General features: G+C 73.9%; 20 protein-coding genes, 2 tRNA genes and 1 pseudogene. 6 read left to right on the top strand and 17 right to left on the bottom strand.

What is annotated here, in order from left to right:
* Positions 1 to 25: 25 nt before the first annotated feature.
* The 3 genes from EBO36_RS02680 to EBO36_RS02670 all read right to left on the bottom strand — a co-directional run bounded on the left by EBO36_RS02680 (position 26) and on the right by EBO36_RS02670 (position 2,627).
* Positions 26 to 1,582, bottom strand: a complete 1,557-nt coding sequence (locus EBO36_RS02680) for an NAD(P)/FAD-dependent oxidoreductase (protein WP_122823254.1) — start codon at positions 1,580 to 1,582, stop codon at positions 26 to 28.
* Positions 1,583 to 1,694: 112 nt separating this feature from the next.
* Positions 1,695 to 1,768: transfer RNA gene (locus tag EBO36_RS02675), tRNA-Leu, on the bottom strand.
* A gap of 61 nt (positions 1,769 to 1,829) precedes the next feature.
* A complete protein-coding gene (locus tag EBO36_RS02670; RefSeq protein ID WP_222928757.1) occupies positions 1,830 to 2,627 on the bottom strand; it encodes a uracil-DNA glycosylase in 798 nt (265 codons plus the stop codon).
* Positions 2,628 to 3,060: 433 nt separating this feature from the next.
* Here EBO36_RS02670 and nhaA point away from each other — a divergent pair, with 433 nt between their 5' ends.
* Positions 3,061 to 4,233 (top strand): Na+/H+ antiporter NhaA, encoded by a 1,173-nt coding sequence (gene nhaA, locus EBO36_RS02665; protein ID WP_122825400.1) that lies wholly within the window; start codon positions 3,061 to 3,063, stop codon positions 4,231 to 4,233.
* A gap of 56 nt (positions 4,234 to 4,289) precedes the next feature.
* Here the strand turns inward: nhaA and EBO36_RS02660 are convergent, their stop codons facing one another.
* The 11 genes from EBO36_RS02660 to EBO36_RS02605 form a co-directional block, all read right to left on the bottom strand.
* Positions 4,290 to 5,237 (bottom strand): Ppx/GppA phosphatase family protein, encoded by a 948-nt coding sequence (locus EBO36_RS02660; protein WP_122823253.1) that lies wholly within the window; start codon positions 5,235 to 5,237, stop codon positions 4,290 to 4,292.
* Positions 5,238 to 5,241: 4 nt separating this feature from the next.
* The gene (locus tag EBO36_RS02655; RefSeq protein WP_122823252.1) at positions 5,242 to 5,757 is read right to left on the bottom strand and encodes a DUF501 domain-containing protein; all 516 of its coding nucleotides are present in this window, start codon (positions 5,755 to 5,757) and stop codon (positions 5,242 to 5,244) included.
* Entirely contained in the window at positions 5,754 to 6,452 is a 699-nt protein-coding gene (locus EBO36_RS02650; RefSeq protein ID WP_122823251.1) for an FtsB family cell division protein, read from the bottom strand. The genes EBO36_RS02655 and EBO36_RS02650 overlap by 4 nt, the downstream gene beginning before the upstream one ends.
* 118 nt (positions 6,453 to 6,570) lie before the next feature.
* Positions 6,571 to 7,851: a phosphopyruvate hydratase gene (gene eno, locus EBO36_RS02645; protein WP_122823250.1), complete on the bottom strand. Its 1,281-nt coding sequence runs from the start codon at positions 7,849 to 7,851 to the stop codon at positions 6,571 to 6,573.
* 61 nt (positions 7,852 to 7,912) lie between these two features.
* A complete protein-coding gene (locus tag EBO36_RS02640) occupies positions 7,913 to 8,596 on the bottom strand; it encodes a nucleoside triphosphate pyrophosphohydrolase (RefSeq protein ID WP_244925342.1) in 684 nt (227 codons plus the stop codon).
* Positions 8,597 to 8,727: 131 nt separating this feature from the next.
* The gene (locus EBO36_RS02635; protein WP_122823249.1) at positions 8,728 to 9,282 is read right to left on the bottom strand and encodes a hypothetical protein; all 555 of its coding nucleotides are present in this window, start codon (positions 9,280 to 9,282) and stop codon (positions 8,728 to 8,730) included.
* Between the two features lie 622 nt (positions 9,283 to 9,904).
* Complete coding sequence (gene mfd / locus EBO36_RS02630; RefSeq protein ID WP_122823248.1) at positions 9,905 to 13,615, bottom strand: transcription-repair coupling factor; 3,711 nt, start codon at positions 13,613 to 13,615, stop codon at positions 9,905 to 9,907.
* 630 nt (positions 13,616 to 14,245) lie between these two features.
* Positions 14,246 to 16,216, bottom strand: coding sequence for an ABC transporter ATP-binding protein (locus tag EBO36_RS02620; RefSeq protein ID WP_222928756.1), 1,971 nt, complete (start codon positions 16,214 to 16,216; stop codon positions 14,246 to 14,248).
* A gap of 25 nt (positions 16,217 to 16,241) precedes the next feature.
* Complete coding sequence (pth, locus tag EBO36_RS02615; protein WP_122823247.1) at positions 16,242 to 16,847, bottom strand: aminoacyl-tRNA hydrolase; 606 nt, start codon at positions 16,845 to 16,847, stop codon at positions 16,242 to 16,244.
* Between the two features lie 83 nt (positions 16,848 to 16,930).
* On the bottom strand, positions 16,931 to 17,548 hold the full coding sequence (locus EBO36_RS02610) for a 50S ribosomal protein L25/general stress protein Ctc (RefSeq protein ID WP_122823246.1): 618 nt from the start codon (positions 17,546 to 17,548) through the stop codon (positions 16,931 to 16,933).
* Between the two features lie 331 nt (positions 17,549 to 17,879).
* The gene (locus tag EBO36_RS02605) at positions 17,880 to 18,965 is read right to left on the bottom strand and encodes an alkene reductase (RefSeq protein WP_122823245.1); all 1,086 of its coding nucleotides are present in this window, start codon (positions 18,963 to 18,965) and stop codon (positions 17,880 to 17,882) included.
* 255 nt (positions 18,966 to 19,220) lie between these two features.
* Here EBO36_RS02605 and EBO36_RS02600 point away from each other — a divergent pair, with 255 nt between their 5' ends.
* Positions 19,221 to 19,667, top strand: coding sequence for a MarR family winged helix-turn-helix transcriptional regulator (locus EBO36_RS02600; protein WP_222928755.1), 447 nt, complete (start codon positions 19,221 to 19,223; stop codon positions 19,665 to 19,667).
* Between the two features lie 77 nt (positions 19,668 to 19,744).
* On the opposite strand, the gene EBO36_RS02595 is transcribed toward EBO36_RS02600, so the two are convergent.
* From EBO36_RS02595 to EBO36_RS02585, 3 genes are all read right to left on the bottom strand, one after another.
* Entirely contained in the window at positions 19,745 to 20,725 is a 981-nt protein-coding gene (locus EBO36_RS02595) for a ribose-phosphate diphosphokinase (RefSeq protein WP_122823244.1), read from the bottom strand.
* Complete coding sequence (gene glmU / locus EBO36_RS02590; protein ID WP_122825396.1) at positions 20,725 to 22,335, bottom strand: bifunctional UDP-N-acetylglucosamine diphosphorylase/glucosamine-1-phosphate N-acetyltransferase GlmU; 1,611 nt, start codon at positions 22,333 to 22,335, stop codon at positions 20,725 to 20,727. The genes EBO36_RS02595 and glmU overlap by 1 nt, the downstream gene beginning before the upstream one ends.
* Before the next feature lie 57 nt (positions 22,336 to 22,392).
* Positions 22,393 to 22,464: transfer RNA gene (locus tag EBO36_RS02585), tRNA-Gln, on the bottom strand.
* 130 nt (positions 22,465 to 22,594) lie between these two features.
* Here EBO36_RS02585 and EBO36_RS02580 point away from each other — a divergent pair.
* From EBO36_RS02580 to EBO36_RS15850, 4 genes and pseudogenes are all read left to right on the top strand, one after another.
* A pseudogene (locus EBO36_RS02580) lies at positions 22,595 to 23,179 on the top strand (TetR/AcrR family transcriptional regulator); the annotation flags it as partial.
* A gap of 372 nt (positions 23,180 to 23,551) precedes the next feature.
* Positions 23,552 to 24,526: an ABC transporter ATP-binding protein gene (locus EBO36_RS02575; RefSeq protein ID WP_122823243.1), complete on the top strand. Its 975-nt coding sequence runs from the start codon at positions 23,552 to 23,554 to the stop codon at positions 24,524 to 24,526.
* Positions 24,523 to 25,749 (top strand): ABC transporter permease, encoded by a 1,227-nt coding sequence (locus EBO36_RS02570; protein WP_122823242.1) that lies wholly within the window; start codon positions 24,523 to 24,525, stop codon positions 25,747 to 25,749. Before EBO36_RS02575 ends, EBO36_RS02570 begins: the two co-directional genes overlap by 4 nt.
* 149 nt (positions 25,750 to 25,898) lie before the next feature.
* On the top strand, positions 25,899 to 26,417 hold the full coding sequence (locus EBO36_RS15850; protein WP_122823241.1) for a MarR family winged helix-turn-helix transcriptional regulator: 519 nt from the start codon (positions 25,899 to 25,901) through the stop codon (positions 26,415 to 26,417).
* Positions 26,418 to 26,422: the final 5 nt, after the last annotated feature.

Below are 26,422 nucleotides of genomic sequence, written 5' to 3'. Positions count from 1 at the left end.
CAGCCGGGGCGAGGAGCGCGGGTGTTCAGGAACGCCCGGTGTCGCCGGCCGCGCTGGGCTGCTTGCTCTCCGAGGCGCCGGCCGCGGCGTCCGGCTCCTTGCCCGTCGGCGCCGGGGCCTTGCCGGTGCCCGCCGCGTCGACGAAGGCCCGGCGCGGGTGGTGCATGGCGCCGAGGGCGACGAGCTCGCGGCGGAAGAGCAGGGCCGTCGTCCAGTCGAGGACGATGTGGACCTTGCGGTTGAGGGTCGGCATGGCCCACATGTGGTAGGTCCGGTGCGCGAACCAGGCCAGGGGCCCGCGGAGCTTGATGCTCCCGACCGGGCCGATCCCCCGCAGCTGCGCGACGCCCTTGCCGAGGCCGAGGGACGCCACCGTGCCCATGTTCTCGTGCCGGTACTCCTTCGGCTCGCGGCCGGTGAGCACGGCGGCGATGTTCTCGCCGAGGAGCTTGGCCTGGCGGACCGCGTGCTGGGCGGTCGGGCCGGTGGTAGCGCCCTCGTCCTTGGTGAGGTCCGGCACGGCGGCGCAGTCGCCCGCGGCCCATGCGCCGTCGACGACGCCGTCGTCGCCCGCCACCTGCATGGTCGCCCGGACGCGGACGCGCCCGCGCTCGTCGAGGGGCAGGTCGGTGTTGGCGAGCACCGGGTTGGGCTTGACGCCGGCCGTCCACACGACGGTGTCGGAGTCGAACTCGGTGCCGTCGGAGAGGACGACGTGGCCGTCCTCGCAGGAGTTGAGGAACGTGTTGAGCTTGATCTCCACGCCGCGCTCGCGCAGCTGCTCGATGGCATAGCCGCCGAGCTCCTCGCCGACCTCGGGCAGGATCCGGCCCATGCCCTCGACGAGGACGAAGCGCAGGTCCTCGGCGGAGATGGAGTCGTACATCCGGGTGGCGGCCCGGGCCATGTCCTCGACCTCACCCAGCGCCTCGACGCCGGCGAACCCGCCGCCGACGAAGACGAAGGTGAGCATCCGCTTGCGCTCCTCGGGGTCCCAGGACGAGGCGGCCGCGTCCATCTTGTTGAGGACCTGGTTGCGCAGCGCGATGGCCTCCTCGACCTGCTTGAAGCCGAAGCCGCGCTCCGCGAGGCCCGGGATCGGCAGCACGCGCGGGATGGCACCGAGCCCGACGACCAGGTGGTCGTAGCGCAGCTCGTAGGGGGTGCCGCCGTCGATGGGCTTGATGACGGCCCGGCGCTCGTCGTGCCGGACCTCGGTGACCTCGCCCGTGATGACCGAGCAGCTGGCCAGCTCACGCCGCAGCGGGGCGACGACGTGGCGGGCCTCGAGCGAGCCGGCCGCCGCCTCCGGCAGGAAGGGCTGGTAGGTCATGTAGGCACGCGGGTCGACGATGGCGATCTCCACGTCCTCACGGCCGAGGCGCTTACGCAGCTGGAAGGCGGTGTACAGGCCGACGTACCCGCCGCCGAGGAGCAGGACGCGCGGCGTGCGCCGGGGCCCCGTGGAGCTGTGCACGACCTGTCCCGCGAGGGTCGGTCGCGCCCCCTTGATGGCCGCTCCGGCAACAGCGGCGGCGGCACCGCCGGCGAGGGCGAGATTCCGTGCGGTGGTGCGGTGCATAGTCATAGTTCGAGGCTAACCGGCGTTCCGGGGTGGTACGCGGTGAGGCTGGTCACCTGGGCCATCTCACAGGCGTGACGTTGGAGACGTTTGGGGCCGGGGAGGGGTCGAGTGCCCCCAGCGGGGGTCGAACCCGCACTGGACCGGGTTTAAGCCGGTTGCCTCTGCCGGTTGGGCTATGGGGGCGCGGGACCATCCTGCCGCACGGGTCCCCCGGCGGACGTCAGGGCCACGAGCACGGGGACCGTCAGGGCGCGTACGCGCGGCAGCGGGCGATCACGTCGTCGAGCATCGCCTCGGTGAGGCGTCCGGTGAAGGTGTTCTGCTGGGAGACGTGGTAGCTCGCGACGACGGCGACCTCCCGGCCGGCGGGCGTGCGCACGTGGGCGGTGACGCCGTGCCCGAAGCGGGGCCGCGGGCGGGGGACCTCCCAGCCCAGGGCGGCCAGCGCGGCGAACGTCGCCTGCCAGGCGATGGCGCCGAGTGCGAGGACCGCCGTCGTCGTCGGCTCGACGAGAGTGATCTCCCGCTCGAGCCAGCCCGCGCAGGCGGCGCGCTCCGCCGGCGTCGGGGCGTTGTCCGGCGGCGCGCACCGCACGGCCGGGACCATCCGGGCGCCCTCGAGCCGCAGCCCGTCGTCGGCCGCGACCGACGTCGGCTGGTTGGCGTAGCCGGCCCGGTGCAGCGCCGCGACGATCCAGTCGCCCGACCGGTCCCCGGTGAACAGCCGGCCCGTGCGGTTGGCGCCGTGGGCCGCCGGTGCGAGCCCGACGACGAGGAGGTGGGCGGCCCGGTCCCCGAAGCCGGGGGCCGGGCGCCCCCAGTACGTCTCGTCGGCGTACGCCCGCCGCCGGGTCCGCGCGACCTCCTCCCGCCAGGCGACGAGCCGGGGGCAGGCGCGGCACACGCTCGAGCGGGCGTCGACGTCGAGCAGGGTGCGGCTGCCGGCGGCGAGACGGCGCACGCCGGCAGCGCTGCGGGCCACCGGTGTCCGGGGCGTCGCCGCGTCGCCGGGCCAGCCGGTGCCGGGCGGGACGGAGCTCACCGCGCCATCCTCGCGGCTCCTCCCGGCGTCGGCATTGCCGACGCCGCCACGGTGGCGGATCCTGCAGGTGGCGTCCCACCCCAGGTGCAGGTGCCGTGACCCGCGCGCCGCACCGTTACCCTTGCGGACGGTGCGCCGGGAAGTCTGGTCGGCAGTGATGTCGTCAACCCCGAAAGGCACCCCCGTGACCGTCCCGCCCCCGCGCCCCCAGCCCGACAGCTCCGCCCGTCGACCCGAGGGCCAGCGCCATGGGAGCCCCCGCACGGTCGGGACCTCGCGGCCGACCGACAGCGCGTCGCGCGCCGGCCACCCCCGCGTGCACCGGGCGGACTCCGAGCACCCGCACCGGGGCTCGCACCCGCCCACCCGGCGGCGCCCCGGCCGCGGCCCCCGTGCGGGCCGCACCCGCTTCCTCCGGTCGCTGCCCGGCCGCATGCGGGACGAGACGAGCGCCGGCATCGTCCTGCTCGCCGCCGCCGTCGTCGCGCTCATCTGGGCGAACTCCCCGTGGCGGGGGGCCTACCAGGCGATCTCGTCGTTCGAGTTCGGGCCCGAGGCGCTCCACCTCGACCTCAGCGTCTCGACCTGGGCGGCGGACGGCCTCCTCGCCATCTTCTTCTTCGTCGTCGGCCTCGAGCTCAAGACCGAGTTCGTCACGGGGTCGTTGCGCAAGGTGAGCCTGGCGCTGCTGCCCATGCTCGCCGCGGTGGGCGGCATGATCGCGCCGGCGGTGATCTACACGGCCGTCCAGCTCTCCACGGGGTCCACCGGCCTCAACGGCTGGGCGATCCCCACGGCGACGGACATCGCGTTCGCCACCGCGCTCCTGGGGATCTTCGGCCGCGGCTTCCCCCCGGCCCTGCGCACGTTCCTCCTCACGCTCGCCGTCGTGGACGACCTCCTCGCCATCGTCGTCATCGCCGTCTTCTACACCGACGAGCTCAACTTCGTCGCCCTCCTCGCGGCGCTCGTCGCCGTCGCGGCCTTCGCCTTCGCCGTACGCCGGCGGGTGACGTCCTGGTGGGTGCTCATCCCGCTCGCGCTCGTCGCGTGGGCCCTCATGCACGCCTCGGGGATCCACGCCACCATCGCGGGAGTCCTGCTGGGGATGAGCGTGCCGGCACGGGCGCGCCGCAACGAGGACGAGGCGATGACGCACCGGTTCGTGGAGCGGATGCAGCCGTGGTCCGCGGGCCTCGCGCTGCCGATCTTCGCGTTCTTCGCGGCCGGCGTCTCCGTGGTGGACTCCGGTGGGCTGGGCGCCCTCCTCTCCGACCCGGTGGCGATCGGGGTGGTCGCCGGCCTGGTCCTCGGCAAGGTCATCGGCATCTGGGGAACCGTGGCGCTCCTCGTGAAGACCACCCGGCTGCGCCTGGGCAACGGCGTCGACCTCGCCGACCTCGTCGGCGTCGCGTTCCTCGCCGGCATCGGGTTCACCGTCTCGCTGCTCATCGCCAACCTCGCGTTCGGTGACGACGTCTACGCCGACCACGCCAGCGTGGCGGTCATCCTCGGCTCGGTGATCTCGGCCGTGCTCGGCGCGATCGCCCTGCGGATGCGGGCGCGCACGAAGGTCCGCGGGCGCGGGGCGGCGGCACCCCACTGACGGGGACGCGGCGCCGCACTGACCGGACGCGGCGCCGCCTGAGGCGGCGCCGCGTCTCAGGCGAGGATGCTCAGCGCGATCCCGTCGAGGATGTCGTGCTCGCTCGTCACCACGGTGGTGAGCTCCCCGCCCGCCGCGGCGACCTCGCGGCGGACGCGCTCGATCACCTCCGACCACACGAGGGCCCCGGCGGCGATGACGTCGACGCGCCCGGGGTGCATGAAGCCCATCGCCGCACGCTCGGCGCGCGGGGCACGGACGAGCTGCTCGCAGGCCCGCAGGGTGTCCTCGACCCCGACGACCGCGCCGTCGATGCGGGTGCGGTCGTAGGCGGGCAGACCCAGGGCGAGCGCCGTCGTCGTGGTGATGGAACCGGCCACGCCGATGAGGGTGCGGGCCCGGCGCAGGGGGACGAGGCGGGCGGCGGCGTCGAGGGCCGCGCGCACGTCCGCCCGGGCGGCCTTGACCTGGCGCTCCGTGGGCGGGTCGGTGCGCAGGTGCCGCTCGGTGAGGCGGACGCTGCCGACGTCCATCGAGGTGGCCGCGCTCGGCACGCCCTCGCCGAGGACGAGCTCGGTGGAACCGCCGCCGATGTCGACGACGAGGTGCGGTCCGGGGTGCTGCCCGCCGAGCGCGCCGGCGGCCCCGGCGAAGGACAGCGCGGCCTCCTCCTGGCCGCTGATGACCTCCGGCTCCACGCCGAGGATCGCGCGCACGCCGTCGACGAAGGCGCCGCGGTTGGCGGCGTCGCGGGTGGCGGAGGTGGCGACGAACCGGATCGCCTCGACGTCGTGCGCGCGGCACTCCCGCGCGTACCGGGTGGTGGCGTCGAGCGTGCGCGCCAGGGCGTCGGGATCGAGCATGCCGCGGGCGTCCACGCCCTGCCCGAGCCGGACGACCTCCATCTCGCGGACCACCTCGCGCAGCCGGCCCGAGGCGCCCACGTCGGCGATGAGGAGGCGGATGGAGTTGGTCCCGCAGTCGATGGCGCCTACACGTGTCACGCGCTCAGCCTGCCACGCCGGCGCACGTGCACCGCGTGGGGCTCCACCGCGGGCGCAGGAGCTCCAGGGCCTCGTCACCGAGCGGGTTGACCCCGGGCCCGACGGCGAGGGAGTGGGCGACGAGGACGTGCAGGCACTTGACCCGGGTGGGCATCCCCCCGGCGGAGATCCCCGCGATCTCCGGGACCTCCCCCAGCTCCGCCCGGCGGGCGAGGTAGTCCTCGTGTGCCCGTTGGTACGCGGCGGCCAGCTCCGCGTCGTCCGCGAGGCGGGCGGTCATCTCCTTCATGACCCCCTCGGCCTCGAGCGTGCTCACGGCGCGCACCACCTCGGGGCCGGTGAGGTAGAAGGTGGTGGGGAAGGGCGTGCCGTCATCGAGCCGTGGCGCTGTGCGGACGACGAGCGGGCGCCCGCACGCGCAGCGCGCGGCGATGGCGACGACACCGCGCGGCGGCCGTCCGAGCTGCTCGGCGAGGACGGCGAGGTCCTGCTCGGTGACGGAGCTGTCGGTGAGGCTCATGGCTCCTCGGTCGGTGCGGGGGGTGTGGGCGCGGTGGGGGCGGGCTCGCCGGGCAGGTCCTCCCCCGGGACGTCCTCACCGGGGACAGCCTCTCCGGCCACCTGCACGGAGTCCCACAGGGACACGTACCAGGGCCCCGGTGCGGCCTGGGGCGGGCCCACCTCGTCCTCCGTCTCGGCGCCCTCGCCGACGACGGTCTCGGGGTCGACGACGCGGTAGCTCGTCTCGCCGGGCAGGACGTAGCCGAGCCGGTCCCGGGCCTGTGCCTGGACGTAGATGGGGTCCTGCCAGCGTTCGAGGTCGGCCTGGAGCTCGTCGTTGCGGGCGCGGGCGGTCTCCACCTGCGCGCTGAGCGAGCGCAGCTCCTCCTGCTGCTCGATGGCGTGGCGCAGGGTGGGCGCGAGCACGATGAAGGCGGTGAGCAGGACGAGGAAGAGCCCCAGGCCGCGCAGGGTGATCGTCGGCGGGGGCGGCGGGTCGCCGTCGGGCGTGGCCGGCCCGGTCCGTCGTGCGCCCGCCCCACGGACGGCGGAGGGGGAGCCGCCGACCGTGGCGTCACGTCGTGTCTCGGACGCAGGCCGGCGGGCCGAGGACGGCCCGCGCGACGGCGCCTGGCGCGAAGCGGCGCCGCGGGAGCCCGGACCGGCCTTCCGGCTCCCGGTCCGGCGCGGGTCCGGCGGACGACGGCTGGTCATGCCCTCCATGCTCTCCCAGGAAAGCGGCGATCGCCGGGAGCCGGGCGGTGTGAGTCGCTGAGGCGTCCCACACCCGGTTCCCGGCGATCGCCGGTGTGCCGCCGTAGCGGCGCTGTGATCAGGCCCGCGCGCGGGGGAAGGCCGAGCGGCCGGCGTACACGCCGGCGTCGTCGAGCTCCTCCTCGATGCGCATGAGCTGGTTGTACTTGTTGATGCGCTCGCCGCGGGCGGGCGCACCGGTCTTGATCTGGCCGGCGTTGACGGCGACGGACAGGTCCGCGATCGTCGTGTCCTCGGTCTCGCCGGAACGGTGGGAGACCATCGCGGTGAAGCCGTTGCGCTGGGCGAGCGAGACGGCGTCGAGCGTCTCGGTGAGCGTGCCGATCTGGTTGAGCTTGACGAGCAGCGAGTTCGCGGAGCGCAGCTCGATGCCCTTGGCGAGGCGCTCGGGGTTCGTCACGAAGAGGTCGTCGCCGACGATCTGCACGCGCGAGCCGATCTCGGTGACGAGCTGCGACCAGCTGCTCCACTCGTCCTCGGACAGCGGGTCCTCGATGGAGACCAGCGGGTAGTCGCCCACGAGCTTGGTGTAGTAGGCGATCATCTCGTCAGGCGTGGTGGCCTTGCCCTCGAAGGAGTAGGCGCCATCCGTGAAGAACTCGGTGGCGGCGACGTCCAGCGCCAGGCCGATCTCCGTGCCGGGGGTGTAGCCGGCCTTCTCGATGGCCTCAACGATGAGGTCGAGGGCCTCACGGTTGCTCGAGAGGTTGGGGGCGAAGCCGCCCTCGTCGCCGAGACCCGTGGCGAGCCCGCGGGCCTTGAGCACGGACTTGAGGGAGTGGTAGATCTCGGCGCCCCAGCGGAGGGCCTCCTTGAACGTCGGCGCGCCGACGGGGGCGACCATGAACTCCTGGATGTCGACGTTGGAGTCCGCGTGCGAGCCGCCGTTGAGGATGTTCATCATCGGCACGGGCAGGACGTGCGCGTTGGGGCCGCCGACGTAGCGGAACAGCGGCAGGCCGGCGCTCTCCGCGGCGGCCTTGGCCACGGCGAGGGAGACGCCGAGGATGGCGTTGGCGCCGAGCTTGCCCTTGTTGGCGCTGCCGTCAAGGTCGATGAGGGCCTGGTCGATGATGCGCTGCTCGCTGGCCTCGATGCCGAGGACCTCGGGCGCGATGGTGTCGATGACGGCGTCCACGGCGTTCTGGACGCCCTTGCCGAGGTAACGAGACTTGTCGCCGTCGCGACGCTCGACCGCCTCGAAGGCACCCGTGGAGGCACCGGAGGGCACCCCGGCGCGGGCGATGGTGCCGTCGTCGAGCGCAACCTCGACCTCGACGGTGGGGTTGCCTCGGGAGTCGAGGATCTCGCGGGCGCCTACGGCCTCAATGCTGGCCACAGTGTCTCCTTCTCATGCATCTGGATCGGGTGTCTGCGCCCTCCACGATAGTCGGGTGGTTTCAGGCGCGCGCGGGACCTCCGTCGCGGTGGACCAGCGCCTCCAGGCCGCGGACGTGGGCACGCAGGGCTGCCTCGGCGTCGACGCCCGCGGCATCGGCGCGCAGGACCAGCGCCATGAGCTCACGCCCGACGGCGTCAGTGGCGTCGTCGGGGACGGTGGCGTCGGTGGCGTCGGTGGCGTCGGTTGTGGCGGGGACGACGTCGGCCGGGCGTGCGCCCTCGTCGGGACCGGCGAGCAGCGCGGCGTCGGGGACGCCCGCCCGCCGCAGGCGCCGGGCCGTCTTCTGGGCGCGGGCGAGCGCCGGCAGGGCGCGCGGGACGCCCTCGAGCGGGTCGCGGCGCGCCTTCTCCGCGTCCTTGATCCGGTCCCAGGCCGCCTCGACGTCGCCCGGGGTCAGCGCGTGCGCGTCGTCGGCGAAGACGTGGGGGTGGCGGCGGACGAGCTTGGCGACGAGCGTGCGGGCGACGTCGTCGATGTCGAAGGGGTCGCCCGCGCGCTCGGCGGCGATGCGGGCGTGGAAGACCACCTGGAGGAGGACGTCACCGAGCTCCTCGAGCATCCCGTCGCGGTCCCCCGCCTCGGCGACCTCCGCGAGCTCGAACGCCTCCTCGAGGACGTACGGGGCGAGCGAGGCGTGCGTCTGCTCCGCGTCCCACGGGCACCCGGACCGCAGGCGGTCCATGACGGCCACGACCTCGACGAGGGCCGTTCCGGCGGGCGGCTCAGACCCCCGTCCGGGCGGGCCGGACGCGGAGCCCGGGGCGGGGCCGGGCACAGGGCCGGGCGCCCCCGCAGACGGGTCGGGCATCGGCGTCAGCCCTGCGGGAGCTCGCCCGGGGTCGGGGTCGGCGTCGCGAGCCACGGGTAGTCGGGCGGGACGACGTTGCCGTCCGCGGTGATCTCGCCGTAGCGGGGGTTGAGCTCGATGTCGGTCTCGGCGATCCGCTCGGCGATCCGCTCGCCGATCGCCATCCCGTCCTCGGAGAACTGGATCTGCTGGTCGACGAGGGTCATCTGCGCGATCTCGATGACGCCCTGGGCGTACCCGTCGGCGGGCGGGGTGCCGCCCACCGTCTCGATCTGGGCGTCGAGGAGCGCGGTGGCCTCCTCCTCGGAGGCCCCGATCCCGAACTCCGCGGCGGCGTCGAGCATCGTCGGGGTGATGGCGAGGGTGGAGATCATGGCGGCGGCGCTGGTCGGCTGGCCGGTGACCACCTCGAAGTCGCGCACCGCGTCGGCGAGGAAGTTCTCGCTGATCTCCTCGCCGTCGACCACGGCAGCAGCACCGGGGTGCGCCGAGCACGCTGCGAGCAGCCCCCCGGCCAGGGTGAGGCCGACGAGCGCCCGGGCGCCCCGCTTGAACGTCATCGATGCCACCGTTACCTCCGAGCTGCTGCACGCGGACCTACGCCGGCCCCCATCGTAGGTGAGCGGCGCCCTCCGGCGTGTCGCTCGCCCGGAGCGCCCCGGCGCGCGCGACGATAGACCGAGCAAAGGCCCCTCGAACTAGGGATTCGAGGGGCCTTGCTCGGTTTCCAGGGCGGGGCGTCGTAGGAACGGGCTCGCCCGGTCCGCCGCCGGAGCCGCGGACCGCCTGGGCACCACCCCACCGAGTCCGAACAGGCGCGCCGTCCCTCGCGTACCGGTCCCCCGGGGCGGACCCCGGCGTTCCGGACCTGTCGTTGTCTCGATGAGCTCGACCTCGCCGGTACCCCGCTCCTCCCGGGCCGGGGCCCAGGTCTCGCGGTGCCGTCCTGCCTCTCGACAGGACGCCGACCCTGGTCAGCGGGGCGGACCCCGCTGGCCGGAGCCGGATCGACGAGCTCGATAGGCGTATGTGTAGTCCCGGTCACATCCGCCGCACAAGAGGTTCCGTGCACCGAATATTCATCCACCGTCCACCCACAGGTTCCTCCACAGGCCGACCTGGGACAACGCCGGTTGTGCACACTCCTGTGGATGAAATATGTGGACAGCGGGGGCCTCGCCGCTACTCCTCGTCGTCGTCCGCGGTGCCGACCCGCGCCGCGACCGCGACGTTGCCGACGAGGACGGCGTCGATGAGGTCGTGCACCCACCGGAGGAGCTCGGTGTCGCGCAACGGCTTGCCGCCGAGCTTTGCCGTCATGGGGAACGGGACGAGCACGGTGCGCACCGCCGGCTTGAGGACGGTGCCCGGGTAGAGGCGCTTGAGCCGCAGCTGGGCGGACTCGGGCAGCTCGACCGGCGCGAACCGGATGTAGCGCCCCTGGGCGGTGATGTCCGTGAGCTGGGCCGCGCGCGCCTGGGTGCGCAGCTGGGCGACGGAGAAGAGCCGCAGGACCGGCTCGGGCACGGCGCCGTACCGGTCGGTGAGCTCCTCCCGCACCGCCTCGATGGCGGCGTCGTCGTCGGCCGCGGCGATCTTCGCGTAGGCCTCGAGGCGGAGCCGCTCGTGCGCGATGTAGTCGTGCGGGATGTGCGCGTCGATGGGCAGCTCGATCTTCACGTCGGCCTTCTCGGGCTCGCCGTCGCCGCGGAACTCCGCGACGGCGTCGGAGACCATCCGGACGTAGAGGTCGAAGCCCACGCCCGCGATGTGCCCGGACTGCTCCCCGCCGAGGAGGTTGCCGGCGCCGCGGATCTCGAGGTCCTTCATCGCCACCTGGATGCCCGCGCCCAGGTCGGTATGGGCGGCGATGGTGGCGAGGCGGTCGTGCGCCGTCTCGGTGAGCGGCTTCTCCGGCGGGTAGAGGAAGTAGGCGTAGGCGCGCTCGCGCCCGCGGCCCACGCGGCCCCGCAGCTGGTGCAGCTGGGACAGGCCGAAGGCGTCGGCCCGCTCGACGACGAGGGTGTTGGCGTTGGAGATGTCGAGGCCGGTCTCCACGATCGTCGTGCAGACGAGGACGTCGAACTCCTTGTTCCAGAAGTCCTGGATGACCTGCTCGAGCTGGTGCTCCCCCATCTGCCCGTGGGCGACGGCGATGCGGGCCTCGGGGACGAGCTCGGCGATCCGGCCGGCGGCCTTGTGGATCGAGGACACCCGGTTGTGGACGTAGAACACCTGGCCCTCACGCAGGAGCTCGCGGCGGATGGCGGCGCTCACCTGCTTCTCCTCGTAGGGACCGACGAACGTGAGGACCGGGTGACGCTCCTCGGGCGGCGTCGCGAGCGTCGACATCTCCCGGATGCCGGTGATGGCCATCTCGAGCGTGCGCGGGATCGGGGTCGCGCTCATCGCCAGGACGTCGACGTTGGTCCGCAGCTGCTTGAGCGTCTCCTTGTGCTCGACGCCGAAGCGCTGCTCCTCGTCGATGATGACGAGGCCGAGGTCCTTGAACCGCACCTCCCCGGTGAGCAGGCGGTGGGTGCCGATGACGACGTCGACGGTCCCGGCGAGCAGGCCCTCCTTGGTGGCCTGCGCCTCGGCGTCGGACTGGAAGCGGGACAGGGCCCGGACCGTGACGGGGAAGCCGGCGTACCGCTCGGAGAACGTGTCGAGGTGCTGCTGGACGAGCAGCGTGGTGGGGACGAGGACCGCGACCTGCTTGCCGTCCTGCACCGCCTTGAACGCCGCCCGCACGGCGATCTCGGTCTTGCCGTAGCCCACGTCGCCGCTGATGAGGCGGTCCATGGGCATCTCCTTCTCCATGTCCGCCTTGACCTCGTCGATGGTGACGACCTGGTCGGGGGTCTCGATGTGCGGGAAGGCGTCCTCGAGCTCGCGCTGCCAGGGGGTGTCCGGCGCGAAGGCGTGCCCCTTGGTCGCGGCCCGGGCGGCGTAGAGGCGGATGAGCTCGGCGGCGATCTGGCGGACCGCGCGGCGCGCGCGGCCCTTGGTCTTGGCCCAGTCCGACCCGCCCAGCTTGTTGAGGGTGGGGGCCTCGCCGCCGGTGTACTTGCTCACCTGGTCGAGGGAGTCCGTGGGGACGTACAGGCGGTCGCCGGGCTGGCCGCGCTTGGAGCTCGCGTACTCGATGACGAGGTACTCGCGGGTGGTCGCGTCCTTGCCCGTGCCCACCGTGCGGGAGGCGAGCTCGACGAAGCGCCCGACGCCGTGCTGCTCGTGGACGACGAAGTCTCCCGGGCGCAGCGCCACGGGGTCGACGACGTTGCGCCGGCGGGAGGGCATCCGGCGCATGTCCCGCGTGGACGTGCCGGCGCGGCCGGTGATGTCGCTCTCGGTGAGCATGGCCAGGCGCAGGTCCGGGGCGACGAAGCCCCGCCCCAGGGACGCCGTCGTCACGAGGACGACGGACGCCGGCGGCTCCGCGGTGAGGTCGTCGATGAGGCGGGCGGGCACGTCCGCGGCGCCCAGCTGCTCGACCAGGCGCCGCGCGGGGCCGGGGCCCTCGGTGGTGAGGACGATGCGCCAGCCGTCGCCGGTGAGGGCGCGCAGGTCGGCCACCGCGCGCTCGACGTCGCCGCGGTAGGGCTCGACGTCGCGGGCGGCGACGGCGTTCGTCCCCGGCTCCCAGGCGTCCTCGGCGGTGCCGCCGACGCCGTCGTCGGCGTGATCGGCGTCGTCGGTGGTGGGCAGCGCGGTGAGGCTCCACCAGCCCAGGCCCCGCGACCGGGCGAGGTCGCGGGCGTCCTCGAGGGTGCCGAACGAGGCCGCCCGCAGGTCCAGCGGCGTGGAGGCGCCGACCGTGGCCGAGGCCCAGGCCGCGGCGAGGAACTCCTCCGTGGTGGCGGCGAGGTCGTGGGCACGACGGCGGATCCGCTCCGGCTCCGACAGCACGACGAGGCTGTCCTCGGGCACGAGCGAGAGGACCGGCTCGAGGTGGTCGACGAGCACGGGCGCGAGGGACTCCATGCCCTCCACGGCGATGCCCTCGCTCAGCTTGTCGAGCATCTCGACGGCGCCCGGGAGCTGCGGGACGAGCGCGGCGGCGCGGGCGCGGACCTCGGGGGTGAGGAGGAGCTCGCGGCACGGCGGCGCCCAGAGGCCACGGTCGGCCACCTCGAGGGTGCGCTGGTCGGCGACGGCGAACCAGCGGATCTCCTCGACGGTGTCGCCCCAGAACTCGATGCGCAGGGGGTGGTCCTCGGTGGGCGGGAAGACGTCGAGGATGCCGCCGCGCACGGCGTACTCGCCGCGGCGCTCGACCATGTCCACGCGGGAGTACGCGGCCGCGGTGAGGGCGGCGGCGACGTCCTCGAGGGCGGCGTCCTGGCCCACCTCGAGGGCGACCGGCTCGAGGTCCCCGAGGCCGGAGACGACGGGCTGCAGGAGGGCGCGCACGGGCATGACGAGGACGCGGATGAGGCCGGCCCGGCCGGGCCCGGGGGTCGGGTGGGCGAGGCGGCGGAAGACGGCGATGCGCCGGGCGACGGTGTCGCTGCGCGGGGACAGGCGCTCGTGGGGCAGCGTCTCCCAGGCGGGCAGGACGGCGACGTCGTCGTCGGGCAGGAACGCGCGCAGGGCGGCGGCGGCCTCGTCGGCCTCGCGGCCGGTCGCCGTGACGACGACGATCGGGCGGTGCCGCGTGGCTGCCCCCGGGGCAGCGGTCCCGGCGGCGCCGTCGGACTGGGCGCCGTCGGACTGCGCGCCGTCGGACTGCGCGCCGTCGGACTGCGCGCCCGCGAGGAGCGCGACGAGCGGGGCTCGGACGCCGAGGGGCACGGTGACGGTGCGCAGGCCGCGGGCCGGCACCGCCTCGAGGGTCTCGGCGACCGTGTCGTCCTGCAGGAGCGCGGGCAGCAGTCCGGTGAGTCTCATGGGTCCTTCGCAGGGAGGGGACGTCAGGCGCCGCCCCACGGCGGGTGGGCACCACACGAACCCCGCAACCAGGAGGTGGCGGGGGCGCGCACCGATTCTATGTCGGACCCCCGACGGCGCTCCTCGGCGTTCGCGCAGGGCGACAGCCCGCGGCCGGGGGGGGCCGCAGAGCAGCGCTTCGGGTCCAGGTCCGGTTCTGGCGCCGGCTGAGGCTCGGGCTCGGGCTCCGGGTGCGGCTCCAGCTCCGGCTCCGGCTCCGGCTCGGGCTCCGGGTGCGGCTCCGGCTCCGGCTGAGCTCCGCACGAACCAGCGAACTCAGCGCCAACTAGCGAACTCGGCACCCACCCACTGGCCGAGTTCGATACCCCCTGCCGAATTCGATAGTTCTGACTAGCGAACTCGGCACGAAACAGCGAACTCAGCGAGAACCAGCGAACTCAGCACCCCGCCCACCGCCGAGTTCGATAGTCCCTGCCGAGTTCGATAGTTCTTACTAGCGAACTCGGCAGGAGCCAGCGAACTCGGCGCCAACTAGCGAACTCGGCGTCCGCCGCGGCGCTGCGCCGGCCACGGCGCGGGACTCCCCCGGCGGGCGGACCCAGGCGTCCTCGTCGGCGAGCTGCGTGCGCCTCAGACGTCCTGGTCGGCGAACTGCGTGCGGTAGAGCTCGGAGTACAGGCCACCCCGAGCGAGCAGCTCGGCGTGAGTGCCCTGCTCGACGACCCGGCCGCCCTCGAGCACGGCGATGGAGTCCGCGGCGCGCACGGTCGACAGCCGGTGCGCGATGACGAGAGACGTCCGCCCGCTCATCGCCTCGTCCAGCGCCCGCTGGACGGCGGCCTCGGACTCGGAGTCCAGGTGCGCCGTCGCCTCGTCGAGGACGACGACCCGCGGCGAGCGCAGCAGCAGCCGCGCGATGGCGATCCGCTGCTTCTCCCCGCCGGAGAGGCGGTGGCCGCGGTCGCCCACCACCGTGTCCAGGCCCTGGGGCAGCCGGTCGACCACGTGGGCGACGTGCGCGGCGACCAGCGCGTCGCGGATCTGCTCGTCGGTGGCGTCCGGGCGGGCGTAGAGGAGGTTGGCCCGCACGGTGTCGTGGAACATGTGGGCGTCCTGGGTGACGATCCCGACCGCCGCGTGCACGCTCGCCTGGCGGGCGCGGCGCACGTCGACGCCGCCCAGGCGCACGACGCCCTCGGTGGCGTCGTAGAGCCGCGCGACGAGCGCGGACAGGGTCGTCTTGCCCGCGCCGCTCGGGCCGACGAGCGCGAGGACGTGCCCCGGCTCCACCCGCAGCGAGATGTCGTGGAGGACGTCCCCCTCCTCGTCGGCCGTCCCGGCCATCGGGGCCCGCTCGGCGTCGGCCGCCTCGTCCATGCCGACGGTCGCGGCGGCCCGGGTCCGGCCCCGCCCAGCCGCGTCGGCGCCTCCCGGGGACTCGAGCGAGAGGAGGGAGACCTCGTGCGGGCGCGGGTAGCGGAAGCTCACGTGCTCGAGCTCGACGTCGAGCGGGCCGTCGGGCAGGTCCACCGCGTCGTCGGCGTCGGTGACCATGGGCTCGAGGTCGAGGACCTCGAAGACCCGCTCGAAGGAGACCAGCGCGGTCATGACGTCGATCTGGACGTTGCTCAGCGCGGTCACCGGGCCGTACAGCCGCCCCAGCAGCCCGGCGAAGGCGACCAGTGTGCCGATGGAGACGGCGCCGTCGATGGCGAGGATGCCGCCCAGTCCGTAGACGAGCGCCGTCGCGAGGGAGGCCATCGCCCCGAGGGCGGCGAAGAACACCCGGTTGCTCATCGCGGTGCGCACGCCGATGTCCCGGACGCGGCCCGCGCGCTCCGCGAACTCACGGTCCTCGCGGTCGGGGTCCCCGAAGATCTTCACGAGGAGCGCGCCCGCGACGTTGAACCGCTCCGTCATCCGGTTGCCGAGCTCGGCGTTGAGGGCCATGCCCTCGCGGCGCAGGCCGGCCAGCCGGCGGCCCACGCGGCGCGCGGGGAGCAGCAGCGCCGGGACCACGAGCAGCGCCACCACCGTGATCTCCCACGACAGCGCGAGCATCGTCGCGAGGACGACGACGACGGAGATGACGTTGGAGACGACGCCGGACAGCGTGGAGGTGAAGGCCTGCTGGGCGCCGATGACGTCGGAGTTGAGGCGCGTCACCAGGGAGCCGGTCTGGGTCCGCGTGAAGAAGGCCACCGACTGGCGCTGGACGTGCCCGAAGACGTCGGTGCGCAGGTCGTAGATGAGCCCCTCGCCGATGCGCGAGGAGAACCAGCGCTGGACGAGGGTGAGCACGGCCTCGAGCACCGCGACCACCGCGACGAGGCTCGCGAGGACGACGACCAGGCGCCGGTCGCCCGTGCTCACGCCGTCGTCGATGATCCGCTGGAGGAGCAGCGGGGTGGCGACGACGAGCAGCGCGCCGAGGACGACGAGGCCCAGGAACAGCGCGATCTGCACGCGGTACGGCTTGGCGTAGCCGACCACCCGGCGGATGGTGCCGGGCACGAGGCGGTGGTCGGCGACCCGCGCGTCCTGGCGCAGCGTGCGGCCGAAGCCGCCGCCCATGCCGCCGCCCCCCATTCCCATGCTCATGCCGCGCTCCTCACCGGGCGTGCCCTCATCGGCCGACCCCGGTGTGCAGGCGCTGCTGGGCCTTCTCCAGGCCGGAGAGGACGACCTCCTCGACGGCGTCGGCGGCCTCCTCGAGGGTGACGCCGAGATCGGGACGCTCGGCGACGGCGAAGTCGCGCAGCACGTAGTCGGCGGGGTCCATCCGCCCCGGCGGCCGGCCGATGCCGACCCGCAGGCGCACGTACTCCTTGGTGCCCAGCGCCGAGGAGATCGACTTGAGGCCGTTGTGCCCGCCCTCCCCGCCGTCGACCTTGAGGCGCAGGGTCTGCGCGGGGAGGTCGAGCTCGTCGTGGACGACGAGCAGCCGGTCCGGGGTGACGTCGTAGAACTTCGCCAGGGCCCCCACCGGTCCGCCGGAGACGTTCATGTACGACGCCGGCTTCGCGAGGATGACGCGCGGCCCGGGCGCGCCGCCGGGCAGGACGCCGAGGCGGCCGTCGAGCACCTGCGTGCGCGCCTTGTGGGTGGTGAACGACCCGCCCATCCGCCGGGCGAGCACGTCGAGGACCATCTGCCCGACGTTGTGCCGGTTACCGGCGTACTCCGGGCCTGGGTTCCCCAGGCCGACGACGAGCCACGTACCGCTGGTCACGTTTCCTCCTTCGGGCCGAGACACGTCACGCCCAGGACGGAGGAACCCGTCCTGGGCGTGACGCTACGACAAGCGGGTGAAGGTCAGTCCTCCACCGTGACACCGGCGGCCGCACCGGCCGAGGCCGAGGCCTCGTCGGCGGCGATGTCGTCGGCGCTGGCGCGCGGCACGGAGATGATGACGACCTCGTGCTCGGCGTCGTTCTCGATCGTGGCGCCCTCGGGGACCGCGATGTCCGAGACGCGGACGATGGCGCCGTCGTTCAGGCCCTCGATGGAGACCTCGACCTGCTCGGGGATCGCCGTCGCCGGGACGGTGAGGCTGACGGCCTGGAGCTCGACCTGGTGGATCGTGCCGGGGTAGGACTCGCCGACGATGTGCACCGGGACCTCGACCGTCACGCGCTCGCCCGTGCGGACGATGACGAGGTCGACGTGCTCGATGTGGCGGCGGACCGGGTCGCGCTGGACGTCCTTGGACAGGGCGAGCTGCTCGTTGCCGTCGATGACGAGCGTGAGCAGCGCGTTCGCGTTGTCCTTGAGGGCGAGGAAGGTCTCGTGCCCGGGAAGGGCGAGGTGGACCGGCTCGGTGCCGTGCCCGTAGAGGACGGCGGGGATGAGGCCGGCGCGGCGGGTACGGCGGGCGGCGCCCTTGCCGAACTCGGTGCGGGGGCTCGCGGTAAGCGTGTTCTTCTCGGCCACGGGGGTCTCCTCAGGAGGTGTGTCTTGGACGGCGGTGGGCCTCAGCGCGGGACGTCGGACGGACGGCGCGCACAGGCGCCACCGCGTCGATCACGGAGCCGGTCACTCCTCGGGCGCAAGGCCCGTCCGGCCTCCCTCGCCGAGGCAACCTGCTCATGTTAGCCGACCGCGGTGCCGGCTCGCTCCCCGCGGGCTGTGCGGCCGCTCACCGCGACGCCCGGTCAGCGCTCGCCGCGGGCGCTCGCCCGCTGCGCCGGCGCAGCGTCGGCGCATGCCCGTTCGGTCGCGGGACCCCTCCCCGCGCACCGAACGGGTGGGCTGTCCGGTCGCCTCAGGCGACGGGCTGTGCGGCGAGGGTCGGGTAGTCGGTGTAGCCGCGATGGTCGCCGCCGTAGGCCTTGCCCAGGTCGGGCTCGGCGAGCGGCGCGCCGGCAGCGAGCCGGGTGACGAGGTCGGGGTTGGAGATGAACAGCCGCGCGAACGACACCGCGTCGGCCGTGCCGTCGGCGACCAGGCCGACCCGCGTGGGGTGGTCAGCGAGGCCTGCGTGCGCGGGGTTGAGGATGAGGGTCCCGGACCACGCCCGGCGCAGGACCGGGGTCATCGACGGGTCACCGGCCTCGACGAGGTGGAGGTAGGCCAGGCCGAGCGTGTCGAGCTCGGCGACCAGCAGGGGGTAGAGGGCGACATGGTCCTCGACGGTGTCACCGAGCCCGTTGGCCGGGGAGAGCCGGATGCCGGTGCGGTCGGCGCCGATCGCACCGGCGACGGCCCTGGCGACCTCGAGCGTGAACCGGATCCGGTTCGCCGGGCTACCGCCCCAGTCGTCGGTGCGCAGGTTGGCGTTGGTGGCGAGGAACTGGTGGAGCAGGTAGCCGTTGGCGCCGTGGATCTCCACCCCGTCGAACCCGGCGGTGATCGCGAGGCGTGCCGCGGCGGCGAAGTCGCCGATCGTGCCCGCGATCTGGTCCTCGGTCAGCTCGTCCGGATCGACGTGGTCCTGCAACCCGGTCGGTGTGAAGATCTGACCGCGCGCCCTGACGGCCGACGGGCCGACCGGCGTCAGCGCGCCGTGGCCGGCGGCCTCCGTGTTGGCCGGGTGACCGATCCGGCCGGTGTGCATCAGCTGCGCCACGACCGTGCCGCCGGCGGCATGGACGGCACGGGTGACGGCACCCCATGCCTCCACCTGCTCCGCCGTGTGCAGGCCGGGGGTGGAGGGGTAGCCCTGGCCGACGGCGGAGGGCTGGATGCCCTCGGTGACGATCAGTCCGGCGCCGGCGCGCTGGGCGTAGTACGTCGCGGTGTCGCTGGTGGGCAGCGTGCCGTCGGCACGGCTGCGGGTCATCGGCGCCATGACGATGCGGTTGCGCAGGCGCAGGCTGCCGGCGGCCAGGGGCTCGAAGGCGGTGCTCATGGGGTTCTCCTTGGGGTGCATGGGGTGATTGGTTAGCCGAACAAGTATTTGCTCGGATCCATTCCCTCCCCCGGACCCCGGGGCGGCCCGTCCACCGGCCACCCGCGGACGGCCGCGATGCGACCGCCGCGCCCCATCGCGGTCGCCACCCGGGCGCGCCGGCAGGAGCCCCGCCACGGCCGCTGCCACGGACCGGCCTCAGGCCTCGCACGCCCGGCCGCCCGGGCGGCGCCCCTCGGCGGTATCGTCCGTCGGGTGAGCGACCAGGGCTTCGGCGCGCGTCCGATGAGCCACGCGGTGTTCCGGGTGGCCCGGCTCCACAAGGCCCTCGCCGGGGCGCTCCTGCGCGAGAGCGGCCTGCACCCGGGTCAGGAGCTGGCGCTCATGACGCTGTGGTCGCAGGGGCCCCAGCGCCTGGTCGACCTGGTCGAGGCCGTCGACTCGGACGCGCCGTCGATGACGCGCAGCGTCGCGCGCATGGAGAGGGCAGGCCTCGTGCAGCGCCGGCCCTCACCGACCGACCGGCGGGCGGTCATCGTCGAGGCGACCCCCGCCAGCCTCGAGCTGCGCGCGAAGGTCGAGGGCGCCTGGGCAGAGCTGGAGCGCCTCACCGTGGGGTCGCTGTCGGCCGAGCAGCAGGCCGAGATCCTGGAGAACCTCGGCCTGCTGGAGGCGAACCTGTCCGCCGTCGACCGCCCCTGAGCGCCCTCGGCGCACCCCGGTCAGGCGGTGCCGACGTCCTGCACCGCCCGGGGCCGGTCAGGCGTCCCGGCCGCCGCTCAGGCGTTGCCGTCGAAGAGGCTGGTCACCGAGCCGTCGTCGAAGACCTCGCGGATCGCCCGGGCCAGCAGCGGCGCGATGGGGAGCACGGTGAGCGTGGGGAAACGCTTCTCGGCCGTGATGGGCAGGCTGTCCGTGACGATGACCTCGCGCGCCCCGCACTCGGACAGGCGCCGGGCCGCGGGCTCGGACAGCACGCCGTGGGTCGCCGCGACGATGACGTCCGAGGCGCCGGCCGCGAGGACCACCTTGACCGCCTCGGCGATCGTCCCGCCGGTGTCGATGAGGTCGTCGACGAGCACGCAGGTGCGGCCCTGGACCTCACCGACGACGCGGTTGGCCACGGACTGGTTGGGCCGGCTGATGTCGCGGGTCTTGTGGACGAACGCGAGCGGCCCGCCACCGAGCTTGGCCGCCCACTGCTCCGCGACGCGGATGCGCCCGGCGTCGGGCGAGACCACGGTGACGTTGCCGGTGTCGACGCGCGTGCGCACGTAGTCGGTGAGGATCGGCATCGCCCACAGGTGGTCGACCGGCCCGTCGAAGAAGCCCTGGGTCTGCGCCGCGTGGAGGTCCACCGACATGAGCCGGTCGGCGCCGGCCGTCTTGAAGAGGTCCGCGACCAGGCGCGCGGAGATCGGCTCGCGGCCCTTGTGCTTCTTGTCCTGCCGGGCGTACGGGTAGAACGGCGCGACGACGGTGATCCGCTTGGCCGAGGCGCGCTTGAGCGCGTCGACCATGATGAGCTGCTCCATGAGCCACTGGTTGATCGGCGACGTGTGCGACTGGAGGACGAACGCGTCGCAGCCGCGCACGCTCTCCTCGAAGCGGACGTAGATCTCGCCGTTGGCGAAGTCGTACGCGGTCGTCGGGACGAGCTCGCTGCCGAGCGCGGCCGAGACGTCGGTCGCCAGGGCCGGGTGCGCGCGCCCCGAGACGAGTACGAGGCGCTTTTCCCCGTGGGAGGTGATCCCGGTCATCAGTTGCTGTCCCCTTCGCGTGCGTCGGTCGGGGCGACGTTGTCCCGGGTGGTCGTGCTTCTACGAGCCATCTCGGCCCGAGCCTGTGGGGAGAGGTCGCTCCCGCCCTCGCCGCCGAGGGCCGCCTGCGCGGCCTCGGCCGCCGGCGTACCGGCACGGCGGCGCAGCACCCAGCCCTCGATGTTGCGCTGCGGCGCAACGTTGATCGCCAGCGCGCCCGCGGGGACGTCGCGGCGCACGACGGTGCCGGCGCCGGTGTAGGCGCCGTCGCCGACGGTCACCGGGGCGACGAACATGTTGTCGGAGCCGGTCCGGGCGCCCGACCCGATCCGGGTGCGGTGCTTGGACACGCCGTCGTAGTTGACGAACACGGAGGCCGCGCCGATGTTGGTGCCCTCGCCGATCTCGGCGTCCCCGACGTAGCTGAGGTGCGGCACCTTCGAGCCGGCGCCGATCTCCGCGTTCTTCGTCTCGACGAACGTCCCGATCTTGCCGTCGGCGCCCAGGACGGTGCCGGGGCGCAGGAAGGCGAACGGTCCGACGGTGGCCCCGGCGCCGATCCGCGCGCCGGACCCGTGGGTGCGCACGACGCTCGCGCCCTCGCCGATGCTCACGTCGCGCAGCGTGGTGTCCGGCCCGACCGTGGCGCCGGTCTCGACGCGGGTCGCGCCGTGGAGCTGGGTGCCCGGCAGGATCGTCACGTCCGGCGCGAGGTCGACGTCGACGTCGACCCACGTCGTGGCGGGGTCGACGACGGTGACGCCGGCGAGCATCCACTCGGTGACGATGCGGCGGTTGAGCTCGGCGCCGATGCTGGCGAGCTGCGAGCGGTCGTTGACGCCCTCGACGAGCCAGGGGTCGTCGACGACGATCGCCGCGACCCGGCGGCCCAGGCGGTGCGCGTAGGCGAGGACGTCGGTGAGGTAGACCTCGCCCTGCTCGTTGTCGCGGCCGACGGTGGCGAGGCCGTCGCGCAGGACGTCGGCGTCGAAGGCGTAGACGGAGGCGTTTATCTCGTCGATCGCGCGCTGCTCCTCGGTGGCGTCGCGCTCCTCGACGATGCCGACGACGGCCCCGTCCTCCCGCAGGATCCGCCCGTACCCGTACGGGTCCGGGACGCGGGTGCTCAGCGCGGTGACGGCGTTGCCGTCCGCCTCGTGGGCGGCGACGAGCTCGGCGAGCGTGCCGGTGTCGAGCAGCGGCACGTCCCCGGCGAGGACGACGACGGTCCCGGACAGGCGGCCCTCGGGGCGCGGTGCCTCGTCGCCGTTCCCGGCGAGCAGCGCCTCGCCGGCCTGCGCGACGGCGTCGAGGACGGTGAGGGCGCACTGCGCGGCGCGCCCGGTGCCGGGGACGTCGTCCTGGTCGACGACGAGCACGCCGGGCACCAGCTGCTGCGCGTGGGCGGCCACCTGCTCGCGGGCGTGGCGCACGACGACGGCGAGCCGCCCGGGGTGCAGGCCGGTGGCGGCCGCGAGCGCATGACCGAGCAGGCTGCGCCCGCCGATCGCGTGGAGCACCTTGGGGGTGGTGGATCGCATCCGGGTGCCCTCGCCTGCGGCAAGGACGATGACGGCGGCGGGCTGGCTCACGCTGAAGGGCTCCCTCATGGGGTCGTGGCCGGGCGGCACCCGGGCTCGTGCGGGTCTCACAATAGCGCCGAGTCGCTCCGCCCCCAGGATTCGAACCCGGACCTCAAGGCACCAAAGGCCTGTGTGCTGCCGTTACACCAGGGCGGACCGCCCGGGCGCTGCCGAGCAGCGCTCAGTCTGCCAGGGCAACGTCGGGTGACTCTCCCCCGCTCGCCACAGGTGGCACGGCATGATGGAGCACGTGGCCACCCAGAGCAGACGCCCCGCGCGCGCCCGGATGACAGGGACGGAGCGCCGCGAGCAGCTGCTCGACGTCGCCCGGGCGCTCTTCGCCGTCAAGGGGTTCGAGGGGACGAGCGTGGAGGAGATCGCCGCCCGCGCCGACGTCTCCAAGCCGGTGGTCTACGAGCACTTCGGCGGCAAGGAGGGCATCTACGCCGTCATCGTCGACCGTGAGGTGCAGGTCCTGGCGGCCATGCTCACGACGTCGCTGAGCGGCGGCGGGCACCCGAAGATGATCGTCGAGCGGACGGCCCGGGCGCTCCTCGACTACATCGAGGCCAACACCGACGGGTTCCGGATCCTCGTGCGCGACTCCCCCGTCGCCCAGGCGACCGGCACGTTCTCCTCCCTCATCGGGGACGTCGCCACGCAGGTGGAGCACATGCTCGCCGACCAGTTCCGCCGTCGCGAGCTCGACCCCGCGACGGCCCCGATGTACGCGCAGATGCTCGTCGGGATGATCGCCCTCACCGGCCAGTGGTGGCTGGAGGTCCGCAGCCCCGACGGGGCGGAGGTCGCCGCGCACCTCGTCAACCTCGCGTGGAACGGCCTCAGCGGTCTCGAGCGCAACCCGCGGCTGCCCACACCCCGGCCGCCGCGCGAGCCCGGCGCCCCGGGCGAGGTTCCGGCCGACGGGAACGGCGAACGCTCGGCCGAGGACCCGGGTGGCTCCGACGAGCCCGGTCCCGCTGCGGTCGACGCCGAGCCCGGCACGAGCCCGGCCGGCGCGCCCCGGGCCGCGGACACGCTGCCCGTCCCGGGCGACGGCTGACCCGCCGACGAACCGGACTCGACTCACCGGACTCCGACTCGCGAGGAGGCGCCGCCGGGCGACGGTGCCCGTCGATAGGGTGATCGGGACCACTCGTCGCCGAGCGACGGGCGACGCCGACCCGCGGGGGGTCGGCGTCACACCGCCCCCCCTCCCCCGGAACGGAACGGAGCACCCACTGTGAGCGTCCTCGAGGTCGACGGACTGACGAAGTCCTACGGCCCCCTGCAAGCCCTGCGCGGGCTTACCTTCACCGTCTCCGCCGGCGAGATCTTCGGCTTCGTCGGCTCGAACGGCGCGGGCAAGACCACGGCAATGCGCATCGCCCTGGGCGTCCTGGCGCCCGACTCCGGCGAGGTGCGCTGGAACGGGCGCCCGCTCGACCTCCAGCTGCGCCGCCGCGTGGGCTACATGCCCGAGGAGCGGGGCCTGTACCCCAAGATGAAGGTCGGCGAGCAGCTCGTCTACCTCGCCCAGCTCCACGGCCTCGGCGCCGCCGAGGCGCACGAGGCGATGGAGCAGTGGACCGAGCGGCTCGGCGTCGCCGCCCGCCGCGGCGACGACGTGGAAAAGCTCTCGCTGGGCAACCAGCAGCGCGTCCAGCTCGCCGCCGCCCTCATCCACTCCCCGGACATCCTCGTGCTCGACGAGCCGTTCTCCGGGCTCGACCCGGTGGCCGTCGACGTCATGAGCTCGGTGCTGCGCGAGCGGGCCGACGCCGGCGTCCCGGTGATCTTCTCCTCCCACCAGCTCGACCTCGTCGAGCGCCTGTGCGACCGGGTGGGGATCGTCCGCGCCGGGGAGATGGTCGCCCTGGGCACCATCGACGAGCTGCGCACCACCGACACCACCCGCTGGCGGGTCGCCGTCGCCGACGCCCGGCCCGGGTGGGCGCACGCCGTCCCGGGGGTGCGAGTCGTCGCCGAGGGCGCCGACCACGTCGACGTCGAGCTGCTCGCGGGTACCGACGAGGACGGACTGGTCCAGGCCGCGCTCGCCGCGGGCCGGCTGCGTGAGCTCCAGCGGGTGCGCCCGTCCCTCGCCGACCTGTTCCGGGGCGTCGTGTCCGTCGACGACGCGACCGAGCCCCAGCCCACGCCCCAGCCGGCGGGCCGCGGCCGACGGCTCGGCCGCCGAGGGAAGGACGCCGCATGAGCACGCCGGGCAAGAAGAGCAGCGGGACGGGCAGCGCCGCCGCCGTCGGCCTCGTGGCCAAGCGCGAGTTCAAGGCGCGCTTCCTCACGAAGTCGAACCTCATCTCCCTCGCGCTCCTCGTCGCCGTCATCGTCGCCGGGATCATCGCGCTCGACTTCTTCGCCAACCAGGACAGCGAGGAAGCGGCCTACACCGTGGGCGTCGACGATGACGGCGCCGCCCTCGAGGGTCCGCTGCGCTCCGCCGCGGCCGGCATGGGGACCACCGTCGACATCGTCGAGATGGACCGGTCCCAGGCCGAGACCGAGCTGACCGACGGGCTCGACGCCTTCCTCACCGGCGACCCCACCGCCCCCGAGCTCGTCGTCGAGGAGGAGGCCGCCCCCCAGCTGCTGGCGCTCGTCACCGCCGCCGTCCAGGCCCACGCCCTCGGCGTGCAGATCGACGAGCTCGGCGGTGACCCGGCGGCCGTCGACCAGGCGCTGGCCACGGCCGTGCCGTCGGTGACGGCGCTGGAGCCGCCCGACGAGACGGGCGGGATGTCCGGCCCGGCCTACTTCGTCGCCCTCCTCATGCTCTCCCTGCTGCTGTTCGTCCTCATCAGCACGGGGTCGATCATCGCGATGAGCGTCGTGGAGGAGAAGACCTCGCGCGTCGTGGAGATCCTCCTCGCCACCATCCGGCCCACCCAGCTGCTCGCCGGGAAGATCCTCGGCACCGGCGTCGTCGGCCTGGTGCAGGTGAGCCTGCTCGCCGGCAGCGCCGGCCTCGCCATGGCCGCGACCGGGCTGCTCGACGGGTTCCAGATCGACCTGAGCACGACGATGCTCATGACGCTGCTGTGGTTCCTGCTGGGCTACGCGATCTTCGCGCTGCTCTTCGGGGGCTTCGCGGCGCTCGTCTCGCGCCAGGAGGAGATCGGCGCGGTGACGACACCGCTGATGTTCCTGCTGTTCATCCCGTTCTACATGTCGATGTTCATGATCCCGGAGCAGCCCGACAGCACGCTGGTGCGGGTCCTCTCCCAGGTGCCGATCTTCTCCCCGTTCATGATGCCGATGCGGTCGGTCTTCGGCGGCGTGACCGGGTGGGAGATCGCCCTGGCCGTCGTCATCGCGCTCGCGACCATCCCCGTCCTCGTGTGGATCGGGGCGCGGGTCTACCAGCGCGGCGTGCTCCACACCGGCGGGCGGATGAAGCTCACCGAGGCCCTGCGCGGCTGAGGGGCCTCCCGCCGCTCCCCGTGGCCCCGCGCCGCTCGCCGGTGCGGGGCCGCGGTGTCCCGGGCGCCACGGTGTCCCGGGCGCCGCGGCGGCCGGCCCGGGACGTCTCAGCCCGCGGTCACTCTCTCGATGTCGAGTAATCTCCGGGCATGACGTCCGACGACGCCGCCCGGGGCGCTGCCGAGGACGAGGTCGATCGCATCGTCGACGCCTGGCGCCGCGAGCGGCCCGACCTCGAGCCCGAGCCGCTGCAGGTCTTCTCCCGGGTGAGCCGGCTGTCCCGTCACCTCGACCTCGCCCGCCGCCGGGCGTTCGCCGCGCACGGCCTCGAGGTCTGGGAGTTCGACGTCCTCTCCTCGCTGCGGCGCTCGGGCGCGCCCTACGAGCTCACCCCGGGCCGCCTCCTCGCGGACACCCTGGTCTCCTCCGGCACGATGACCAACCGGATCGACCGGATGGTCGCCCACGGCCTGGTCGTCCGTTCCAGTGCGCCCAGCGACCGCCGGGTCGTCCTCGTCCGCCTCACCCCCCAGGGCAAGGAGCGCGTGGACTCCGCCATGGCCGACCTGCTCGAGAGCGAGCGCGCCCTGCTGGCGACGCTCGCGCCCGCCGAGCGCACCACGCTCATCGGCCTGCTGCGCGCGCTCCTGCTGCCGTTCGACTCCTGACCGGC

This window comes from Georgenia faecalis (assembly GCF_003710105.1).
Classification (GTDB): domain Bacteria; phylum Actinomycetota; class Actinomycetes; order Actinomycetales; family Actinomycetaceae; genus Georgenia_A; species Georgenia_A faecalis.
Note: the sequence above shows the minus strand (reverse complement) of the source record. Positions and strands in the feature narration are given on the sequence as shown.